This window comes from Rhodanobacter sp. IGA1.0 (assembly GCF_040208325.1).
GTDB classification, from domain to species: domain Bacteria; phylum Pseudomonadota; class Gammaproteobacteria; order Xanthomonadales; family Rhodanobacteraceae; genus Rhodanobacter; species Rhodanobacter spathiphylli.
On sequence record NZ_CP157948.1, the window covers coordinates 1,293,018 to 1,308,387 of the forward strand.

The following is a 15,370-nucleotide window of genomic DNA, read 5'->3' on the forward strand; positions in this document are numbered from 1 at the left end:
GCAGCCGCTCGCGTTATTACTGCCCACGCTCCTGGGGCCAGTGCTGCAACCATTCCGCGGCGACGCCCATGCGTCGACAGGCGTGGCTGGCGATGCCGTCACGCAGTGCGGCACGGAACACGGGCGCCACGAACCACAAGGCGCCTGCCGCCAGACGGGCGCGGCGCTGCTGACGCAAGGAGCGCCCCAGCATCGCGATCGCCCAGTCCGGCAGCAGGGCGCTGCCGGCAAGCAGGAACAGGTCGCGCGACAGTCCGGCGGCCGGCACCGGCAGGCGCACTTCGCCAAGCAGGCCGAGCACCACGCGCGAGCGCCCGGTATAGGCCAGTTCCGGCTGGATACGCCTGAAATAGCCGGCAACCTCGTGTTCGCTGGCCGGTACCTCGCGCGCCCCCAGCGCCTCGGCGATACGGCGTACCTCGTCGTAATAGCGATCCGCTGCGCCGGCCGGCATCGTGATGTGGCTGTAGCGACGATAGCCCTGCAGGAAGCAATACGCTTCGCTGACGTGCACCCAGGTCAGCAGGTCGGGGTCGTTGGCGCTGTATGGACGTCCATCCTCGCCGTGGCCGGTGATGTGGCCGTGGATCATCCGCACGTGTTCGATCAGCGCCTCGGCCTGCGCGCGCGGCGCGTAGGTGGTGCCGCCGACGAAGGCGGTGGTGCGGCGCAGCCGGCCGACCAGGTCGTCGCGGAAGTTGGAGTGATCCCAGACCCCGGCCAGGGCCTGCGGATGCAGGGTCTGCAGGGTCAGCGCCGCAAGGCCGCCCGCCAGCATGCCGGGGAAGTCCGAATGCACGCGCCAGGTGGCGCTGTCCGGCCCGAACAGGCCCGGATCGCCGTGCGGATGGTCGTAGTCGAGGCTGCCGGTGTCGGCGCGCGGAAAGGCGCGCAGCACCCAGTGGCGGATCGGTTGGCGGAGCACGTCGATGGGCGATGGCATGCGCCCAGTCTATCGTCTGGATGACGGGAAGTTTGATTTGGACGTCCATTGTGTTATCAATGACGCCATGCATTCCGCCACCGCCCGCCTGTTCTTCTGGTTTTACGGCTATCCGAAGCCAACGGCGGCGGCGCGGGCGCGATCGTTTTGAACTGATCGACACAACCTCACCGAACCGCCAGCCTCCCTGGCGGTTTTTTTTCGGCCGCCTCCGGGGAACCCACCAGGAGCACCGCCGCCATGCACACCACCGACGACCTGCGCATCCGCGCACTCACCCGCCTCAGCACGCCGGCCGAGGTCATGCGCGACTGCGCCGCCACGGCGCCGGCGATCGCCACGGTGGAAGCGGCGCGACAGGCGCTGCACGGCATCATCGGCGGCAGTGACGACCGCCTGGCCGTGGTGATCGGGCCGTGTTCGATCCATGACCCGAAGGCAGCGCTGGAGTACGCCGGCCGACTCGCGCCGTTGCGCCGTGAACTCGGCGACGCGCTGGAAATCGTGATGCGGGTGTACTTCGAGAAGCCACGCACCACGGTGGGCTGGAAGGGCCTGATCAACGACCCCGACCTGGACGGCAGCTTCCGCATCGACAAGGGCCTGCGCATCGCTCGCGTCCTGCTGCGCGACATCAACGCGCTGGGCGTGCCGGCCGGCTGCGAATTCCTGGACATGATCACGCCGCAGTACATCGCCGACCTGGTGGCCTGGGGCGCGGTCGGCGCGCGCACCACGGAAAGCCAGGTGCACCGCGAACTGGCGTCGGGACTGTCCTGCCCGGTGGGTTTCAAGAACGGCACCGACGGCAATGTGCGGATCGCGGTGGATGCGGTGCAAGCGGCGGCCCAGCCCCACCACTTCATGGCCGTCACCAAGGACGGCCAGGCCGCGATCGCCAGCACCAGCGGCAACACCGACTGCCACGTCATCCTGCGCGGCGGCAGGCAGCCGAACTACGACGAGGCGAGCGTGGAGGCCGCCTGCGCCTCCATCGGCAAGGCCGGCTTGCCCGCCCGCGTGATGATCGACGTCAGCCATGCCAACAGCGGCAAGCTGCCGGAGAACCAGCCGAAGGTGATCGATGACCTCGCCCAGCGCATGGCCACCGGCGAACGGCGCATCCTCGGCGTGATGGTGGAAAGCCACCTGGTCGGTGGTCGCCAGGAACTGCTTGTCGGGCAGCCGCTGCGTTACGGCCAGAGCATCACCGACGGCTGCATCGACTGGGACACCTCGGTCGGCGTGCTGACGACGCTGGCACAGGCCGTGCGCCAGCGTCGCCAGCACGAAGTGTCCGCTGCCACGGCGGAGGCCATGGCGGCGGCCTGAGTCGCGCGTCAGAGCAGGCGCGCCTCCAGCGTGATCTTTGCATTGAGCACCTTGGATACCGGGCAACCCTGTTTGGTCTCCTCGGTGATGCGCTTGAACGAGCCCGCTTCCGCGCCGGGCACGCGAGCCTCGCAGTCGAGGTGGACGGCGGTGATCGAAAAGCCGTCGCCATCCTTGTCCAGCGTCACCACGGCTCGGGTGTCGATGCTGTCGGCGGTCAGTCCGGCGTTGCCCAGGCCCAGCGACAGCGCCATCGAATAGCAGGCGGCATGCGCCGCGGCGATCAGCTCCTCCGGATTGGTGCCGGGGCCGCTCTCGAAGCGGGACTTGAATCCGTATGGCGCTTCGCGCAAGGCGGCGGTCTCGGTCGAGATCGTGCCCTGGCCATCCTTGATGCCACCGGACCAGTGGGCGGATGCGGATTTCTTCATGGCATGCTCCTGTGCGGCTGTGGGGTGAAGGCCGACTGTGCGCCCTCGGCCATGCAACTGGCGCGAACGAAGTCGGTGCGGCGCTTCACGCGGGGTTGCCCTGGGCGCCGTACCATCGCCGTTTGCGCCCCATCAGGAACCGCCATGTCCTGCGTCATCCGCCACGACCGTATCGCCCACCGTTTCCAGACCGAGGTGGAGGGCGTGCCCTGCGTGCTCGACTACCTGCTCGCCGGCGGCGTGATGACCATCACCCATACCGGCGTGCCGGCCGAAGTGGGTGGCCGCGGAATTGCGGCGGCGCTGGTCCAGACCGCGATGGACACGGCGCGCAGCGAGGGCTGGAAAGTCGTCCCGGCCTGCTCCTATGCTGCCGCATGGATGCAACGCCACCCCGACTACGCCGACCTGCTGGCCTGATCCCGCGCTGGCGGGCCGCGTCATGAGCGGGCGTTCCGTGCCGGACAAGGCGGGAAAGTCGCGTGGGCGCGCATCGCGCGGCTGGCGCCCATGGGGATTCGCCCGGGGCCGCCCGCGAACGATCGGTTCGATGCTGGTTTTCGTGGTGACGGTTGCCGTGTTGCTGGTCAGTGGCATGCCGCTGACCAACGCCGTATTGCTGGCCTTCGATCTCGCCGCGATGATCTTCCTGGGCGTGATGCTCCATCTGTTCAACCAGTCGACGCCGGACACGATGCGCAGCCAGGCGCAGGCGATCGACACCGGTCGCTGGGGCGTGCTGCTGGGTGGGGTGCTGCTGTCGGGTGTGGTGCTGGGTGCACTGGGCATGGAGCTGCATGCGGCACGCAGCGGTGGCGTGCTGGCGCTGGGGGTGGGCGTGCTCAGCGTGATCCTCAGCTGGCTGTTCCTCAACGTGATGTTCGCGATCCACTATGCGCATGGCTACTACGGCGATGTCGGCACGCAGCATGCCGGCCTGGAGTTTCCCCACACGCCCGACCCGGACTACTGGGATTTCGCCTATTTCTCGATCGTGATCGGCATGACCTTCCAGGTCTCCGACGTGCAGATCACCAGCAACTACCTGCGCCGCGTGGTGCTGATGCACAGCGTGATCGCATTCTTCTTCAACGTGTTCATCATCGCGATCACGGTCAACATCGTGGCCGGGCAGGGCGGCTGAGCAGGCCAGGTAACTCGGGCGCAAGTCATGGCGAATGAAGGGACGGGGCGGCCCGACCGTTCCATCCCTTTTCGAGGAATGACCGATGAATGCACGCCTTGCCCTTGTTCTCGCCGCCGCCATGACCTGCGGCCTCGCCACCAGTGCCGCGTTCGCCCAGGACGCGATGGCTGCCAGCTCCAGCACCGCGATGTCGCACGACGCCATGTCGAAAGATGCGATGAAGCAGGATTCGATGAAGATGGGCGCCATGAAGCACGATGCGATGAAGCGCGGTTCGATGAAGCATGACTCGATGAAGCACGACTCGATGAAGCACGGTTCGATGAAAGGGGAGGCGATGAAGGAGGACGCGATGAGCTCCGGCGGCTGACCGGGCACCGCCGACGGGGCATCGCTCGGCGACGTTCCGTCGGCGGCTTCAGTTGCCGTGGATGGCGGTGGATACTTGGCCATCCTTCCCGCAGGCCATCCCCCATGAGCGCGTCGTTCGCCAGCCGGCTCGGCATCGAGCATCCGCTGATCCAGGCGCCCATGGCCGGATCGACGTCACCTGCGCTGGTCGCGGCGGTGTCGAATGCCGGCGCGCTGGGCTCGCTGGGCGCCGGCTACCTGGAACCGCAGGCGATCCTCGATCAGGCCGCGGAGATCCGCGCGCTGGGCGACCGGCCGCATGCGATCGGCCTGTTCGTGTTGCCGGATGAATTCGAGGCCGACATGGCGGCGGTGACGCGAGCGCGCGAACAGCTCGACGCGCTGATGATCCGCGAAGGGCTCGATGTCCGCACCTCCGTGCCCGCGCGCTGGGCGCCGCGATTCTCCGACCAGTTCGCCGCCCTGTGCGAGGCGCGTCCAGCGGTGGCCAGTTTCGCCTTCGGGGTGGTTGGCCCCGCGCAGATGCGCGAGCTGCGGCAGCGCGACATCTACGTGATCGGCACTGCCACCACGGTGGCCGAGGCGCGCGCCTGGGTTGAGGCGGGCGCGAACGCGGTTTCGATGCAGGGAGCCGAGGCGGGTGGTCATCGCGGCAGCTTCCTGCATGACGCGGAGGACGCGATGATCGGCCTGTTCGCATTGTTGCCGCTCACCGTGCGCGCGCTGGCGGCCAGCGGCCGGGAGGTGCCGGTGATCGCCGCCGGCGGCATCATGGATGGTCGCGGCATGCTGGCGGCCGAGGCGCTGGGCGCGGCCGCCAGCCAGCTGGGCACCGCCTTCCTGACCTGCCCGGAATGCCCGGCGGCTACGGCGTGGAAGCAGGATCTGCCAGGGGTCGAAGAACACCGGGTCACCACCATCCGCGGCTTCTCCGGCCGCGCCGCCCGCGGCCTGCGCAACCGTTTCGTCGAGGCGATGCCGGCGGCGGCCCAGGGCCTGCCATACCCGATCCTCAACGCGCTCACCGCGCCGCTGCGTCGCGCCGCCGCTGCGGCGGGTCGTGGCGACCTGTTGTCCGAATGGTGCGGCCAGGCCGCCGCCCTGGTCCGTCCGCAACCCGCCGCCGAACTGGTCGCGCGACTGATGCACGAGTACCGGCTGGCCCGCCGTTCCCTGGCGCATTGATCCACATGCGACAAGACGGCAGGGTGCGCCTCGCTCGCCGTGGCGGCAAGCTGGCCGTCCGGTCCGGGTTTGGCTAGCCTAGTCATCACTTTGTCATGATGGTGACCGGGGCATTGACCATTCCTCGAAGCAAGGTCCGGCGCGGCAGTTTGCGCCCACCGTGGATTTACGTGGCGCTGCTGTTCATGGCGTACATCGTGATCCTGACAGTCTATTTCGCCCGCCTGCCCGCGCTTCCCGGGGCGAGGCTGATATCGAGCGTGCTGCTGGCCGGCATGCTCGAAGCCCTGGCGTTCGGCTGCGCGTGCACGCTGCTGCTTGGCATGGGACCGCTGCGCGGAAGCCTGTCGCGCACCGCGCTTTACGCCGCCATCGTCATGGTGTTCACCATGACCGCAGTGGTGCAGGGCTATGCCCTGTTGATCTCCAACAGTTTTGTCAGCGTGCTGGCGCTGGAAAACACTGAAGAGGCTTTCCTCACCGCCAGCTTGGCAAGAAACGCACTGCTGGTGGCAGCGGGAGTGGCCTGCGTCGTGATGCTCGTGTACTCGTGGCGCAGGGCCGGAAGGCAGCTGCCACGACGACCGCTGCTCGGTTTGCTGCTTGCCGCGCTGCTCTGTTGCGCAGGCGTAGCCGCGCTCAATGCCGGTACCTCATCGGCTGGCAGCGAAGCTCATCTTGCATCCGGCCAGTCGCCGCTCGCCGCCATGCTTCGCGCCGGCCTCGACTTGTACGACCCCGATGACGCGCCGGATGGATCGACTGTGCTGTCCGCAGGGGAATCCGTTTGCGGCGTGACTTTGGGTTCAGGCCATTATCCATTTCTCCGGGACGGCCTGGGTGCTCCGCCGTCGCTGCCGTTTCCAGCGACGCAGGCGGTGCAGCAGCCAAACGTGATCGTGCTGTTCATCGAAGGGGAATCGGCCCGCCTGTTTGAAAGCTATGGGGGACGCTATCCCGGTCTCACGCCGAACGTGTCGCGGATGGCCGGCCAGGCGATGGTGGTCGACAACTACTTCAACCACACCGCTGCCACGTTTCGCGGCCTGCAAGGGACGCTGACTTCCGGCTATCCGTTCCACGGCGGGGCGGACGGCGGGGCCGGCTGGCGCGAGGGGAATGCGTCGTCCTACGCAAGGCGTTCTTACGCCTCGTTGCCGAAAATGTTGCAACGGCGCGGCTATGAAACGGTGTTCTTCTCACCGCACCCGCGATCTGATGCGTTGACCTCGCTGGTGGGCATGCTGGGCTTCGACAATATCTACACGGCGACTCGAAGCCGCAGCGAGCTGCTGCATGTGCCCGAACCCCTGTTTCGCCAATCGCTGACCGATCGGGAGGCGTATGGTTCGCTGGTTCGGTTCCTGCGACAACGAAATGACGCGACGCCGTTTTTTGCCAGCCTGTACTCGGTCGGTACGCATGCCTTCCTGGACATTCCCGCCGACGGCATTCCGTATCGGGACGGGGGTGAGCTCAGTCTGAATACGCTGCACACGACCGATGCGGAATTCGGCGCGTTCTACGACTACTTCATGTCGTCGCCGTATGCCGCCAACACGATTCTGGTGCTGACGGTCGATCATGCGCACTATGCCGAGCCGCCGTACGTTCGCGTGGCGGGCGACCATTACAAGCCGTATTTCGTCGATCAGATACCGTTGCTTATCCACGCGCCATGGCTGCAATTGCCGGCGCGGCTGGACGCCCACGGGCGCACGTCGGTGGATCTCGCTCCGACCCTCCTGCAGTTGCTCGGGATCGACAAGATCCGCAACAGCTTCCTGGGGTACTCGCTTTTCGACCGCCGCCACGATCGGGATTTTTCCGTGGCGGCGATCGGCCGCGCGGTCTATGCGATCTACCACGGACAGGTCTACGCCCCGGGTGAGATACCGGATCAGATCGCGCCTGGTTATGCGCAATGCAGGGCGCTGGTGAAAGCCTATTACACGCACGAGGTAGCCAACACGGTCTTTCCGGCGGGGGCTGGCCACGGCGAAACGGCGGCGCCTGCGCCTGCCGATGCCGTGCTGGATGGCTATGCCCTTCGCCTGCCGGCGCCCGTGCTGGCCGCAGCCAGGCCAGCCGGCCACTGCGCGCTCGATCGCGTGGATGGCAAGACCCTGACACGGGGAGTGGCTACGACGATCCGGCCGGGACAACCGTTTACTACCGGCGGCTGGGTAGTGGATGGCGACGGCACCGCGCCGGCACAGTTCAAGCTGCTGTTGCGGGGCGACAGCGAGGCATATGGCTTTCAGGCCCGCACCGGGGTGTCGCGCCCCGATGTGGCCCGGGTGCTGCGGGCCAGCGCGGCAGTGCGTTCCGGGTTCAACATCACCGTTTACCCCGACGACGTGCCGGCGGGGACGTACCGGATGATGAGCCTGGTGGATCGCGGGACGGCTGGCATGGAAATCTGCGACATGCAGCGGCAACTGCTCGTCGGCCCCGGGCATGCGCCCTGATCTGCGGGCGCGCCGGAAGGGCGGTTATACTGCGCCCGCGCCATCCTGCGCTGCGACTCCGCACCGAGGCCCATCCTCTTGAGCACTGCCCGTACCAACAAGTCCGTCACCACGGCCACCCTGCGCAAGTCGGTCATCGACGCGCTGGAAGAACTGAAAGCCAAGGACGTGCGCGAGATCGACGTCCGCGGCAAGACCTCCATCGCCGACCTGCTGGTCATCGCATCGGGCACCTCCGCCCGCCACGTCAAGTCGATTGCCGACGAAGTCACCAAGTTCGCCAAGAAGGCCGGCGTGATGCCGCTGGGCGTGGAAGGCGAGACCGAGGGCGAGTGGGTGCTGGTCGACCTGGGCGACGTGATCGTCCACGTGATGCTGCCGCGCATCCGCGAGTTCTACGGCCTGGAACGGCTGTGGACGGTGGGCGACCACGGCCACGAAGGCGAGGCGGGCGGCGAAGCCGCACAGGCAGGCTGAGTCGCTGCGCCGATGCGTGCCCGCCTGATCGCCGTCGGGGAGCGCATGCCCGGTTGGGTGGCGGAAGGTTTCGCCGAATACCGCAAGCGGCTTTCCCATGACCTGCCGCTGGATCTGGTTGAGCTGAAACCCGGCACCCGCGGCAAGGGCCGCGACGATGCGCGGGCGATCCAGGACGAAGGCGCGGCGATCCTCGCCGCCCTGCCGCACGACATCCATGTGGTCGCGCTGGACGGCCGCGGCAAGACCTGGTCCAGCGAAGAGCTGGCTGCGCAACTGGAGAAGTGGCGCATGACCGGGCGCGACCTGGCCTTCCTGATCGGGGGACCCGACGGTCACGCGCCCGAGGTACTGCAACGCGCCGACCAGCGCTGGTCGCTCGGGCCGCTCACCCTGCCGCACATGCTGGTGCGGCTGGTGCTGGCCGAGCAGCTGTATCGCGCGACCACGATCATGAGCGGCCACCCCTATCATCGGGCTTGATGCTTCCAGGGAGCGCGTATGTCCTTTTCCGTCCGTTCGGCAACCCGTTCCGATCTCGATGCGCTGGTGCCGCTGTTCGATGGCTACCGGCAGTTCTACGGCCAGCCGTCCGATCCGGCGGGCGCCCGCGAGTTCCTGGCGGCGCGGCTTGCCCGCCATGAATCGCTGATCCTGCTGGCCTGCGACGAACGCGGCGAAGGGCTTGGTTTCACCCAGTTGTATCCACTGTTTTCCTCGGTGCGCATGGTGCGCACCTGGCTGCTCAACGACCTGTTCGTGAGCGCGTCGGCGCGCCGACGCGGCGTGGCGGCGGCATTGCTGCGCGCGGCGGCGGACCAGGCGCGCGCGCTGGGGGCAGCCAGTCTGTCGCTGTCCACCGCGCTGGACAATGCCCCGGCGCAAGCGCTCTACGAATCACTGGGCTGGCGGCGTGACTCGCAGTTCTGCGAGTACGGGCTGACCCTCTGACTTTCCCCGCATCCGTCGGAATTCGCATGCTGTATCTCGCCTCGCAATCGCCACGCCGCCGTCAGTTGCTGGAGCAGTTGGGCGTGGCCTTTGCGGTGATCGATGTCGAGGTGACCGAGCAGCGCGAAGCGGGTGAATCACCGCAGGACTACGTGAGCCGGGTCGCTCGCGACAAGGCCCGTGCCGGCCTGGCGGCGCTGACGGATGCATCATCGGCGTGGGTGCTGGGCGCGGACACCGAGGTGGTGCTGGACGACGAGGTGTTCGGCAAGCCTCGCGATGCCGCGGATGCGGCCGCGATGCTGCGGCGGCTCTCCGGTCGCACGCATACGGTGATTTCGACGCTGTGGCTGGTTGGCGGGCAGGGCGAGTACCGGGAGGAATGCCTTTCCCGGGTGCGGTTCGGCGCGCTGGATGATGGGCTGATCCAGGCTTACGTAGCCAGCGGCGAACCGTTCGGCAAGGCCGGCGCCTATGCCATCCAGGGACGCGCGGGGGCCATGGTCGAGCATCTGGCCGGCAGCTATTCCGGGGTGATGGGGCTGCCGCTGTTCGAAACGGCGCGATTGCTGCGTCGTGGCGGTATCAGCCCGTCGCCCTGACGGCGATGAACCAGCCGACGACGGCCAGCAGATTGTTGATGCCGTGTGCCAGCACGCCGGGCCAGATCGACTTTGAACCCAGGCGCAGGACCGCCAGCAGCACGGCCAGCAGCAGCAGGTTCGGCAGCGCATACCACTGGTAATCCAGCCCCGGCAGATGGATCAGCGCAAATGCCAGAGAACTGAGCGCCACCGCCAGGCCGGCACGGCAATGCCTCATCAGGGCCGACAACAGCACGCCGCGAAACAGCAGTTCCTCCACGACCGGCCCCACGCCGACCACCACCAGCACCAGCAGGAGGCGCGATGCCAGCGGAGTCCGCGCGCCGATCTGCTCGATGTCCTGGGTCACCGGATGGCCATGCGCCAGCCACTGCGTCAGCAGCGAACCGATCCACGGCAGCAGCAGGCCGGTGGCGATGGCCAGTGCGAAGAACCAGGTCCGGCTGGGCGCAACGAAACCCAGCCCCGGCGGCTGAGCCGTCGACCACCACGCGCCCCACTGCCGATGCGCCAGCCACAGGGTCAGTGGCGCGGCCACGCCCAGCGAGACGATCGCCAGCCAGGCCTGCATGCCTGGCCGGGCGAGGGTGGTGCCGACGGCAACTTCCAGGCCGGTCGCCGGGTGATCGAACATCGCGGCGAACATGGCTACCAGCGCAAACGCGAATCCGGCCAGCAATTGCAGCGCAAAGTAGCCCGCGATGATGCCTACCGCGCCGCCCAGGCCCGGTGGCAGTCGATATGTCGTGCTGGAGGGCAGGGCGGGTGGCCGGGGTGTCTGGGTACCACTGACTTCCATGCGTTGATCATGCCTGCGGGATGCTGGTGAAGGCGCGGCGCGCGCTTCGAGGTGTCACCCGCCGGACAGGTCTTCACCCGTGCCGGGAGCGTGCGTGGGCCACGGCTTGCAGCGCGGGGTCATGCCGCTACTATGCCAAACAGCAGAAGCTTGCGTCACCAGTGGCTACAGGGGGTGTGATGGCTATCGACTTCGGCAGGACGGCCGCTGACTACGCGCGCCATCGGGCAGGGTTCCCCGAGATCTTCTTCGATCGCCTGCTCAGCGACGGCTGCGTCCATACCGGTGACGTCGTACTGGATCTGGGTACGGGCACCGGCACGGTGGCCCGCGGGATGGCCTTGCGCGGCTGCGAGGTCACCGGCCTGGATCATTCCGCTCCGCTGCTGGCGCAAGCCGCGGAGCTGGATCGCGCCGCGGGTGTGCAGGTGAAACAGGTCAGGGCCAGGGTCGAGAACGCCGACTTCGCACCGGCTTCTTTCGACGTGGTGACGGCCGGACAATGCTGGCACTGGTTCGAGCGCGCCCGCAGCGCCGCGCTGGTGCGCAAGTGGCTGCGGCCCGGCGGTCGTTTCGTGATCGCGCATTTCGACTGGGTACCGCTGAACGGCAACATGGTGCAGGACACCGAGCGCCTGATCCTTGCCTACAACGCGGGCTGGACCATGCACAGCGGCAGTGGCCTGTATCCGGCATGGCTCAAGGACCTGGCCGAAGCCGGCTTCAGCGACCTGCGCACCTGGTCGCTGGACGTGGAGGTTTCCTACAGCCACGCGGACTGGCGGGGGCGCATCCGCGCCAGTGCCGGCATCGGTGCCAGCCTGGACGAAACAAGAGTCCAGCGCTTCGATGCCGAGCTGGCCGCGTTGCTGGCCGCGCGTCACGCCGGCGAGCCGATGGCGGTGCCGCATCGTCTGTGGGTATTGAGCGGCACCGCTCCGGGTTTGCTCGGCTGACTTCAGCCGACCATCATCGCGCGGGCCACGCCGATGCAGGCCATCACCAGTGCCGCAGCCCAGCCCAGCATGCTCACCAGATAACCCGGTCCGCGCTTGCCGGCGTCGCGCAGATAGGCCAGGGCATACCACACGCGGCCAGCCAGCCAGACCAGGCCCGCGATGCCGGCCCATCCGGTGAAGCCGTAGTGAGCCGCCAGCCACAGTGTCGGCAGGAACATCACCGTGGCCTCCAGCGTGTTCATCTGTACCCGATAGGCCCGCTCGAAGGCCGGGTCGCCGGTGGTCGCGGGTGCCTTGACGCCGTACTTGCCGCGGGCGTGGCCAACCGCCCACATGGTGCCGAACATCAGCAATACGGTGAGCAGGGTAACCAGGGCGGGCAGATGGGTCATGCTGAAATCCTCACGAAGGGTGGCCTACTTTAGCCGTGATGTCCGACGTGGCGCGATGCGCGGCAGCGCGCTATCGTCGCCGGACAGCGCCGAGGCGCACGTACCAGCACTGCGGGGGATCTATGGATTGGCGGAAGGGTGGCAGCAGCAACAACGTCGAGATCGATAGTGGCGGCGGCGGCGGTGGCGGCCGGCGCTTCGGCGGTGGTCGTGGCATGGGCCTGGGCACCATCGTGGTGCTGGCGCTGATCGGCTGGATCTTCTTCAAGAACCCGATGGCTTTGCTGGACCAGGGCGGCATCCAGCCCGGCGCCGGCGGCCAGACCGGCGTGCCGGCCCAGGTCGATCCCGAGCAGAAGGATTTCGTCAGCGCCGTATTGCATTCCACCGAGCAGAGCTGGGGCGAGATCTTTCGCGAACACGGCGCCACCTATGTCGAGCCGAAACTGCACCTGTTCAGCGGCGGCGTGAGTACGGCCTGCGGCAGCGCCAGCACGGCGGTGGGCCCGTTCTATTGCCCGGGTGACCAGAAGGTCTACCTGGACGTGGCGTTCTTCCAGCAACTGCAGGACGAACTGCATTCCTCCGGCGACTTCGCCCGCGCGTACGTGATTGCGCACGAGGTCGGCCATCACGTGCAGAAGCTGACCGGCGTGTTCGACAAGGTCGACCAGGCCCGGCGCCAGGGCGCCCCGATGGATGGCGCCGACGGCCTGTCGGTGCGACAGGAACTGCAGGCGGACTGCTATGCCGGCGTGTGGGCCAACCACAGCCAGCAGGAGTTGAACTGGCTGCAGCCGGGTGACATCGAATCGGCGCTCAACGCCGCCAGCCACATCGGCGACGACACCCTGCAGCAGCAGGCGCAAGGCCGCGTGCGTCCGGACACCTTCACCCACGGCACCTCGGCCCAGCGCGTGAAGTGGTTCAAGACCGGGTTCGCCAGCGGCGACATGGCCCGGTGCAATACCTTCGCCGGAGAGCCCTGAAGCAAGCAAGCGCTCGACCTTGAGGTCGAGCGCTCTCCGTCTACCTCCCCTGCAAGCAGGGGAGGGCAAGGGTGGGGTCGCTCTTGCCGCACGGCCTCCCGCAAAAAGGGGAGCGAGGCGACATCGCTCCCCCATTCCCCAGCCGCGTCCCCGCGCACTAGAATCCGCTCCCTGCGCGCCTCGGGGCGCCCCTGGTCGGTTCGATGGATCATCCCTGCCTGCGTTGCGGTGCCTGCTGCGCGTTCTATCGCGTGGCCTTCCATTGGTCGGAAGCGGAGGCGTTCCTCGGCGGCTGCGTGCCGCCCGAGCTGACCGAGAAACTTGATCCGCACCGGCTGGCCATGCGCGGCACCAACGCCGCGCAGATACGCTGCGTGGCGCTGCAGGGCGTGGTGGGCGAGGCCGCCCATTGCGGCATCTATCCGCAACGACCGTCGGTATGCCGCGAAGTGCAGCCGTCATGGGAGTTCGGCGCGGTCAGCCCGCAATGCGACAAGGCGCGGCTGGCCCATGGCCTGCCCGTGCTGACGCCCGGAGACTGGCTCGATCCCTTCGATGCCGGCCTGCCGCCGTTGCCGCAAAGTGCCTGAAGCGCTGCCGGTTGGTTTTGCCTGATCGGTGCGGTCAGCCGGCCCTGGGCAGGCCCAGGCCGAAACGCAGCGGATCGAGCAGGGCGCCGTAATTGCCGGCGCGTGCCGTGTCGCGACGCAACGGCTGGCGCACCTGCGCCGCGCTGGCCGTGCGCACGTTGCGCGAGGCGCGATGGTAGTCGAGGCAGTCCGGGTCGAACGGCAGGTCACAGAACGCCAGCAGCGCACGGATCTCGTCTTCCGGTGTGGCCAGCAAGGCCTCGTAGCGCTGGATGCGGATGCGCTGCGGCGCCGCTGCCTGCCAGGCGCCCATGATCCGTTCGTAGTCGCGGACATAGGCGGCGATGTCGGTCAGCGTGCAGGCGAAGTGCGGCAACTTGTAGAACTGCTGCTTGTAGCAGGACCAGCCTGCTTCCAGCGCATCGCGGCGAGCGTCGATGACCGGGGCGCCCGGCAGCATCGCGCCCAGCACGCCGGCCAGCAGCCAGTTCGACGGCAGCTTGTCGGTATGCCGGGGCTTGTGTCGGCGCCAGCGGGCGGTGAGCTCCAGATAGCGCCGGCCCAGTCGTTGCCAGTCGTCCGCACCGGCCTCGTCGATCCATTGCAGCAGGGGTTTCCGGCGCCGCGCGGATTCCTCGCCGAGCACCTGTTCCAGTTCGGTGAGCTCGCTGGCGCCTTCCACCTCGGGATGGGCGGCGAGGATCTGCTCGAACAGGGTCGACCCCGAGCGTGGCAAGCCCACGATGAAGATCACTTCACGCCCGAGGCCCGCGTCGATGGGCGGCGGCAGCCGCCGGGATGCCGCAAGCAGGGCCTCGGCGTGGGCATGGAAGGCGGACGCCTGCCACGGCCTGATCTCGCGCAGTTCGGCGTTGGCGCGATTCAGCGCGTGGAAGGCCTCCTCGTAGCGTTCCTGGTCCTCGCAGACCTTGCCCAGCGCGAAACCCATCGCGATGCGATCGGCCGGGGCGATGCCGGGCTGTCGCATGGCGGCACCCAGCTGTTCCCGATCCGCGTCCGACAGCGGTCGCGTCTTCATGTTTGCCAGTCCGCGCCAGGCATCGCCGCAGGCCGGATGCAGGGCCAGCGCGGCGCGGTAGCGTGCATCGGCTTCGTCGAAGCGGCCGGCGTGGACCAGGGCATCGCCGAGCAGGATCAGCGCCGGCAGGAAATCCGCCGCCAACGCATGCGCCTGCTGCAGCGCCTCGATCGCGGCGTCGGTGTCGCCATGCAACTGCAGGTTTCGGCCCAGGTTGAACCACGGCATCGGCGCAGCCGGCGCCAGCGCGCAGGCTTGCCGCCAGCTGGCGAACGCCGCTTCCATGTCTCCGCGTGCCTGCTGCACCCCGCCCAGGTCCGACCAGGCCAGCGCATAGTCGGGCCATCGCGCCAGCACCTGCTGCAGGCAGGCCTGCGCCTCGTCCTGGCGTTGCGCGCGGGTGTGCAGGATGGCGTACAGGCGCAAGGCCTCGGGATGTTCCGGGGCGAGTTCGAGGGTCGTGTCCAGCGCCATGCGCGCCGGCGCTTCGGCGCCATCGCGAATGGCGCGCGCGGCCGCCTGCAACTGTTGCAAGGCCGCCGGCGACAGGCCATCGATGCGCGGCTGGGAGCCGCTGGGCGGTTGCTGTTCGGCGTTGCGGCTGGGCATGCGACGGGTTCGCGGTGGCGATGATCCGCCGATGTTACGTGGTCGCGCCGCCGCTTATCGAGCGGCGCGACCCGAAGCG

19 protein-coding genes are annotated in these 15,370 nt (G+C 68.0%); 14 read left to right on the plus strand and 5 right to left on the minus strand.

Going from position 1 to position 15,370, the window contains the following annotated elements; all coding sequences use genetic code 11:
* Window positions 1-16: 16 nt before the first annotated feature.
* The gene (locus ABNK63_RS05720; protein ID WP_350016926.1) at window positions 17-943 is read right to left on the minus strand and encodes an oxygenase MpaB family protein; all 927 of its coding nucleotides are present in this window, start codon (window positions 941-943) and stop codon (window positions 17-19) included.
* On the opposite strand from ABNK63_RS05720, the gene ABNK63_RS05725 reads away from it, so the two are divergent.
* Together ABNK63_RS05725 and ABNK63_RS05730 are read left to right on the plus strand one after the other, a co-directional pair.
* Complete coding sequence (locus tag ABNK63_RS05725) at window positions 942-1,094, plus strand: hypothetical protein (RefSeq protein WP_204110882.1); 153 nt, start codon at window positions 942-944, stop codon at window positions 1,092-1,094. The two genes, ABNK63_RS05720 and ABNK63_RS05725, sit on opposite strands and share 2 nt — an antisense overlap.
* A gap of 89 nt (window positions 1,095-1,183) precedes the next feature.
* Window positions 1,184-2,275 carry a 3-deoxy-7-phosphoheptulonate synthase gene (locus ABNK63_RS05730; protein ID WP_007804670.1) on the plus strand — a complete coding sequence of 364 codons (1,092 nt, stop codon included), beginning with the start codon at window positions 1,184-1,186 and terminating at the stop codon, window positions 2,273-2,275.
* An 8-nt stretch (window positions 2,276-2,283) separates the two neighbouring features.
* On the opposite strand, the gene ABNK63_RS05735 is transcribed toward ABNK63_RS05730, so the two are convergent.
* Window positions 2,284-2,706 carry an OsmC family protein gene (locus ABNK63_RS05735; protein ID WP_007804672.1) on the minus strand — a complete coding sequence of 141 codons (423 nt, stop codon included), beginning with the start codon at window positions 2,704-2,706 and terminating at the stop codon, window positions 2,284-2,286.
* A 144-nt stretch (window positions 2,707-2,850) separates the two neighbouring features.
* Between ABNK63_RS05735 and ABNK63_RS05740 the strand changes: the two genes are divergently transcribed.
* From ABNK63_RS05740 to ABNK63_RS05780, 9 genes are all read left to right on the plus strand, one after another.
* Window positions 2,851-3,126, plus strand: a complete 276-nt coding sequence (locus ABNK63_RS05740; RefSeq protein WP_350016927.1) for a GNAT family N-acetyltransferase — start codon at window positions 2,851-2,853, stop codon at window positions 3,124-3,126.
* 130 nt (window positions 3,127-3,256) lie between these two features.
* Window positions 3,257-3,850: a DUF1345 domain-containing protein gene (locus ABNK63_RS05745; RefSeq protein WP_007804676.1), complete on the plus strand. Its 594-nt coding sequence runs from the start codon at window positions 3,257-3,259 to the stop codon at window positions 3,848-3,850.
* Window positions 3,851-3,935: 85 nt separating this feature from the next.
* The gene (locus tag ABNK63_RS05750) at window positions 3,936-4,223 is read left to right on the plus strand and encodes a pentapeptide MXKDX repeat protein (RefSeq protein ID WP_007804678.1); all 288 of its coding nucleotides are present in this window, start codon (window positions 3,936-3,938) and stop codon (window positions 4,221-4,223) included.
* Window positions 4,224-4,327: 104 nt separating this feature from the next.
* A complete protein-coding gene (locus tag ABNK63_RS05755) occupies window positions 4,328-5,410 on the plus strand; it encodes a nitronate monooxygenase (protein ID WP_007804679.1) in 1,083 nt (360 codons plus the stop codon).
* 170 nt (window positions 5,411-5,580) lie between these two features.
* Complete coding sequence (locus ABNK63_RS05760) at window positions 5,581-7,881, plus strand: LTA synthase family protein (RefSeq protein WP_350016928.1); 2,301 nt, start codon at window positions 5,581-5,583, stop codon at window positions 7,879-7,881.
* A gap of 78 nt (window positions 7,882-7,959) precedes the next feature.
* The gene (gene rsfS / locus ABNK63_RS05765; RefSeq protein WP_007804683.1) at window positions 7,960-8,358 is read left to right on the plus strand and encodes a ribosome silencing factor; all 399 of its coding nucleotides are present in this window, start codon (window positions 7,960-7,962) and stop codon (window positions 8,356-8,358) included.
* 12 nt (window positions 8,359-8,370) lie between these two features.
* Window positions 8,371-8,841 (plus strand): 23S rRNA (pseudouridine(1915)-N(3))-methyltransferase RlmH, encoded by a 471-nt coding sequence (gene rlmH, locus ABNK63_RS05770; RefSeq protein WP_007804685.1) that lies wholly within the window; start codon window positions 8,371-8,373, stop codon window positions 8,839-8,841.
* Window positions 8,842-8,859: 18 nt separating this feature from the next.
* A complete protein-coding gene (locus ABNK63_RS05775; protein WP_007804687.1) occupies window positions 8,860-9,309 on the plus strand; it encodes a GNAT family N-acetyltransferase in 450 nt (149 codons plus the stop codon).
* A gap of 26 nt (window positions 9,310-9,335) precedes the next feature.
* Window positions 9,336-9,911, plus strand: a complete 576-nt coding sequence (locus ABNK63_RS05780) for a nucleoside triphosphate pyrophosphatase (protein ID WP_007804689.1) — start codon at window positions 9,336-9,338, stop codon at window positions 9,909-9,911.
* Here the strand turns inward: ABNK63_RS05780 and ABNK63_RS05785 are convergent.
* The gene (locus ABNK63_RS05785; protein WP_350016929.1) at window positions 9,895-10,713 is read right to left on the minus strand and encodes a CPBP family intramembrane glutamic endopeptidase; all 819 of its coding nucleotides are present in this window, start codon (window positions 10,711-10,713) and stop codon (window positions 9,895-9,897) included. The two genes, ABNK63_RS05780 and ABNK63_RS05785, sit on opposite strands and share 17 nt — an antisense overlap.
* Before the next feature lie 179 nt (window positions 10,714-10,892).
* Between ABNK63_RS05785 and ABNK63_RS05790 the strand changes: the two genes are divergently transcribed.
* Window positions 10,893-11,669, plus strand: a complete 777-nt coding sequence (locus ABNK63_RS05790; protein WP_007804692.1) for a class I SAM-dependent methyltransferase — start codon at window positions 10,893-10,895, stop codon at window positions 11,667-11,669.
* A gap of 2 nt (window positions 11,670-11,671) precedes the next feature.
* Here ABNK63_RS05790 and ABNK63_RS05795 read toward each other — a convergent pair whose 3' ends face one another.
* Window positions 11,672-12,064, minus strand: a complete 393-nt coding sequence (locus ABNK63_RS05795) for an MAPEG family protein (RefSeq protein WP_007804694.1) — start codon at window positions 12,062-12,064, stop codon at window positions 11,672-11,674.
* 122 nt (window positions 12,065-12,186) lie between these two features.
* On the opposite strand from ABNK63_RS05795, the gene ABNK63_RS05800 reads away from it, so the two are divergent.
* A complete protein-coding gene (locus tag ABNK63_RS05800; protein ID WP_350016930.1) occupies window positions 12,187-13,053 on the plus strand; it encodes a neutral zinc metallopeptidase in 867 nt (288 codons plus the stop codon).
* A gap of 203 nt (window positions 13,054-13,256) precedes the next feature.
* Entirely contained in the window at window positions 13,257-13,643 is a 387-nt protein-coding gene (locus tag ABNK63_RS05805) for a YkgJ family cysteine cluster protein (RefSeq protein WP_350016931.1), read from the plus strand.
* A 34-nt stretch (window positions 13,644-13,677) separates the two neighbouring features.
* Here ABNK63_RS05805 and ABNK63_RS05810 read toward each other — a convergent pair whose 3' ends face one another.
* Entirely contained in the window at window positions 13,678-15,291 is a 1,614-nt protein-coding gene (locus tag ABNK63_RS05810; RefSeq protein ID WP_350016932.1) for a sulfotransferase, read from the minus strand.
* Between the last annotated feature and the right edge of the window lie 79 nt (window positions 15,292-15,370).